This is a genomic window from Cylindrospermopsis sp. CR12 (genome assembly GCF_001432185.1).
GTDB lineage: Bacteria > Cyanobacteriota > Cyanobacteriia > Cyanobacteriales > Nostocaceae > Raphidiopsis > Raphidiopsis raciborskii.
Window position 1 is genome coordinate 1 of sequence record NZ_LMVE01000036.1, and the last position, 3,771, is coordinate 3,771.

The 3,771-nt window shown below is 39.7% G+C and carries 4 protein-coding genes; all 4 read right to left on the reverse strand.

From position 1 onward, the window contains the following. Positions 1-82: 82 nt before the first annotated feature. Positions 83-2,398, reverse strand: a complete 2,316-nt coding sequence (locus ASL19_RS04200; protein ID WP_057177412.1) for a polysaccharide biosynthesis tyrosine autokinase — start codon at positions 2,396-2,398, stop codon at positions 83-85. Between the two features lie 253 nt (positions 2,399-2,651). Further along, positions 2,652-2,891, reverse strand: coding sequence for a DUF2442 domain-containing protein (locus ASL19_RS04205; RefSeq protein WP_006278985.1), 240 nt, complete (start codon positions 2,889-2,891; stop codon positions 2,652-2,654). Positions 2,892-2,899: 8 nt separating this feature from the next. Further along, a complete protein-coding gene (locus tag ASL19_RS04210; RefSeq protein ID WP_057177414.1) occupies positions 2,900-3,169 on the reverse strand; it encodes a DUF4160 domain-containing protein in 270 nt (89 codons plus the stop codon). A 152-nt stretch (positions 3,170-3,321) separates the two neighbouring features. Further along, positions 3,322-3,630, reverse strand: coding sequence for a transcriptional regulator (locus ASL19_RS04215; RefSeq protein WP_057177413.1), 309 nt, complete (start codon positions 3,628-3,630; stop codon positions 3,322-3,324). Positions 3,631-3,771: the final 141 nt, after the last annotated feature.

The following is a 3,771-nucleotide window of genomic DNA, read 5'->3' on the forward strand; positions in this document are numbered from 1 at the left end:
ATCATAAGACAACCTAACGTAGATATAATTGAGAAATGCGATCGCATTTTTCTAGGGTAGACATTAATGAGCGGTAATTCCTTTAGCTTTGAGATGGGGAATTGATTCCCTCCTCCGCTGCTTCTTTATCCTTCCTACGACCACCATAACTATAACCGTAGTAATAATCATGATATTGATGAATGCTCTTATTGTATTGATTGGCAACTATACCTAATACATTAATAGATGACTGCCTCAGAGCATCCTGAGCTTGCTTAATCATCGAGCGGTCTGTCCTGTGCATTTTGACCACTAAAATCAAACCATCTGTTTGCGAAGCCACCAGTCTACTATCCACTATACCCATAACAGGTGGTGTGTCGTAAATTACTAAATCGAATTTTTCACGAAAGTATGCCATCATTTGTTTCATCTTCTCAGATGAAATTAGTCGCATGGGATCTGGCGGTTGAGTTCCCGAGGTAATTACTGATAAAGTATCCAAATCCGGTAACTTTTGCATTACCTCATCAGGAGTAAGATTTGAGGTGATAGCATTGCTTAAACCAACTAAGTTGGGTAAGTTTAACCTCTTGTGTACTTGAGGAAGTCGCAAATCAGTATCCACCAGCAAAACCCTTCTTCCCACAGAAGCTGCCATTTGAGCTAGATGTAGTGCCAATGTACTTTTTCCCTCCCCTTTGAGAGCAGAGGTGATGGCTACAGACTTGACAACTTCGTCGGAGTTGAGTAACTGAATGTTGGCATACAGCACTTGCAAAGATTGCCAAAAATGACCCTCTCCATAATAACCATATCCATAACCATATCCATAACCATACCCGTAGCCTTTCTTCTTTTTCTTGCGAGAGAAAAAGGGAAGGGGTATATCTAATGGATTGGTTTTAGCAGGTTTATTTTGGCTTTGGTCAGAATCATGGCGATATTGATAGCTGATACCAACATTTTTCATTCTCGGGAAAGTCCCCAATAGGGGGAGTTTGGTCCTCTCCTGCATGTTGATGGCATCATGATAGGAGTTGTCTAGTTTCTCTAAAAGGAAGGCGATCGCAACACTTATAGATAAGCTGCCAATTAGTCCAATCAATAAACTCTGGTAGATTTTAGGAAAAACTGGCAATTCAGGCGTGATTGGAGCTTGGACCAGTTCCCAAGGTATTTCTGTTTGGGCTACTTCAATGGCCAGTTTTTCCCGGGCTTCTAAGAAGCGATTTAAACTTTCACTAGCTAGTTGTAATTTTCTTTGCAGATCCGTGTTTTGTCTGGCTAAACGGGGTAATAGATCGAATCTGGCTTTGCTTTGCTCTTGCGCTCTGGTGATTTCTCTGTTTTCCGATTCTAGTAATAAAATAGTATTGGCCACTTCCGCTATTTTCAGACCTATATATCTCTCTTTCTCTTTTTCTATGAGAGGTAATATGTTTTGTCTTTTTTCTTCTAATGTTGTTATATATGGATTATCCCCTTGAAATCTGGCTAGTTCTCCAGATAGTTGGGCTTCTATTTGTCTAAGCTGAATAACTAATATATTGTAAGGCGACTGAGTTTGACTCTGAGTCTGGTTTAATGCAGCTTGTTGTCCTTCTGGTGTGAGCAATGTGGCATAACTGGTTCTAGCCACAGCCAACTTCTGCTCTATGGCTATTCTTTGTGTTTCTAAGCTCTGAATTTGCTCTACCAACTTACCGGACTGATCCTCTGGATTAACAAACTTGTACGTTTGTCTAAATACTTGTAGTTCGCGCTGTAGTTTATCCACAGTAGCGCCAATTTTAGGTAGTTGTTCGTCTATAAACCTTAGACCTTGATTTAATTTAGTCTTGCGTTTCTCTAAGCTATATTTTAAATAAAATTTGGACAGGGTATTTAACACCAAGTCAATTTCCGCCCGATCTGGACTTTTATAGGTAATTTCTAGAACTTTAGTTTCAGCTGATCTCTGGATGGCTAAGTTTTTGATAAATAAATCGTATGTAAGCTCAGGATATTGAGATTGTATGTCAGGTAGGGCCTGATTAAGCAATTCAGGGCTTTTGAGAACTTTAATTTGGCTATCGTAGTCTAATCCTGATTGGTCAAGTTGAGTGCTTTCTAGGGCTGCGGTCAGTAAGTTATTTTTTTCGCCACTAACTGGTTCTACTAAAATCTCAAAACTGCCTTGGTAAATTTTTTCTGCTGTAAACAGGTAGTAACTACCTCCAGCCATGATCAGGGAGGCAATTGTCAAAATGCCTAATGCTCGTCTTTTGAGGATGGACATTATCTCTTTAAGATCAATGTCATCCTCAGTTGTTTGAAGGGATATCAGGTTCCCAGAGGATATCACTTCTGGTTGGAGAATAATATTTTCTTTTTCTCTGGTGATGAGACTTTTGCTTTCGTTGGTACTGTTCATACTTAACTTATGCTTGACATTGAAACTACGGAGAATTCATTTTCAGCAGAGGGTATTCTTACTGATTGAACAAAGTCAACCCGGACTATATGGATATCATATCATAAACTGTACAAGTTTAACATTTTAATACAAATTAACAATTCGGTTTTCAACCGACTGGTTTTGTAGTGGGTTATTGTAGGTTGGGTTGAGGAACGAAACCCAACAAACCAACAGGATATGTATAAATGCGATTGGGAAGCACACAGAATTAACCAGGTAAACGTACGGACAGTTCATAGAGTGTTTCTGGCGCAATATCAATTTCCCCGGGCCACACCACTGTGCCATAATTGACAGAGGCCAGTCCAAAAAAACCTGGATTTTTCAATGGTTGAAAGACAGTCATGTCCAGATAGGGACGCATATCGAACCGACGTTTTTCGTCATTACTAAATCTCAAAATAAGATGGAAGTCTGATTCAGCAACAACGGTAAATACTCTTATCATAAGACAACCTAACGTAGTGGTTCAATCTTGAATATAGGCTCACCCTTAACTGCTAATGACCAATCAGCCATCAGCTCTTCTTCATGTATTACTATCCATGCCTGAAGCATTCTCAATTTTTTGGGCGGCAACACACCTTGAACAATCTCCCCATCTGGTATAGAAACAACTGCTTCCGCACCTTGATACTCCACATGCAGATACGGCAAATTGTGTTGCTGGATATCTGTAAAAAACATTCGGATAATCAAACCATAAAACATACTAATGGTAGGCATAGGTGGTTCCTGTTTATTGGGGAATAATAACGATCTGAGAGTTGATGCCATTTCTCTAGTAATTCTAAAGGTTTACTTGTGAAGCTTGGGATATCGTAATCAATCCGATAAGCGATCGCATTTTATTCTAACTCGAATTAAGAGCATAAGCGTTAACCGACACTAGCAATAATCTGCCCAATATCTTTAGGAGTTGCACCTGTTGCCAACATTGCTCGAATTAACAATTCCACCGAATCACTACCATTCCCAGCATTAGCAATCCGAGGTTGACTGGAGCCAATTTTAGAAGCGAGTTCAACCTGAGTCATCAATTTTTGCCGGCGCTCCTTCAAGCTGCGACTAAGAACCAGTTTGATTTCAAGCAAAAACGCTTCTTCTGGTGTTAACTCTAAAAAGTCTGAGACGGTCCCAACTTTCCAACCTTTAGATTCCAAACGTTCCTTCTTAAGTTGTTCCATCGATTTGCTCCTGTGGGTCGGTATTGTATTTGCCCAAACGCTTTTTGCAAATGTCAATTACGTTTTTAGGTGTTGATCTCGTTGTTTTATTAAAAACCTCGACAATCAAGATTGCATCGTCTTAGGAATGTTTATGACCGC